Origin of the sequence: Virgibacillus salexigens, assembly GCF_014905415.1 — a bacterium.
GTDB classification, from domain to species: domain Bacteria; phylum Bacillota; class Bacilli; order Bacillales; family Amphibacillaceae; genus Virgibacillus; species Virgibacillus salexigens.
Map to the genome: position 1 here is coordinate 1 of NZ_BNEO01000215.1, position 289 is coordinate 289.

A 289-nucleotide genomic window follows, 5' to 3' on the forward strand; every position below is an offset into this window, starting at 1 on the left:
GTTTGGCCGCGGGTTAATGTTTGTAACCTAGCACTTCTTGTAGCTGGAAAACTCAAGTTTTCTTTCGTGGTGTCTGTTGGTTTGCTATTATCCCAATCATAGGTTTCGAATAGTCCCTCATGCCTTAAATGATCGACTACCTTTGGAAAATAGATAACTCCATTACCATCACCTACATGTTGTAATGCTTGTTCGTAGTCATGAAGCCAAGATTCGTTCGTACTAGCACTCTCATTGATTAAGGTAAAATCTAGTAATCGATGGGAATAATCATTTGTGGCCCCGAGTA

Annotated in this window: 1 protein-coding gene; it reads right to left on the reverse strand. The window is 40.1% G+C overall.

Features of this window, described 5'->3' with window-relative positions:
- On the reverse strand, positions 1-289 hold a 289-nt coding region (locus JKP73_RS22905; protein WP_200412066.1), incomplete at both ends, for a carbon-phosphorus lyase complex subunit PhnI.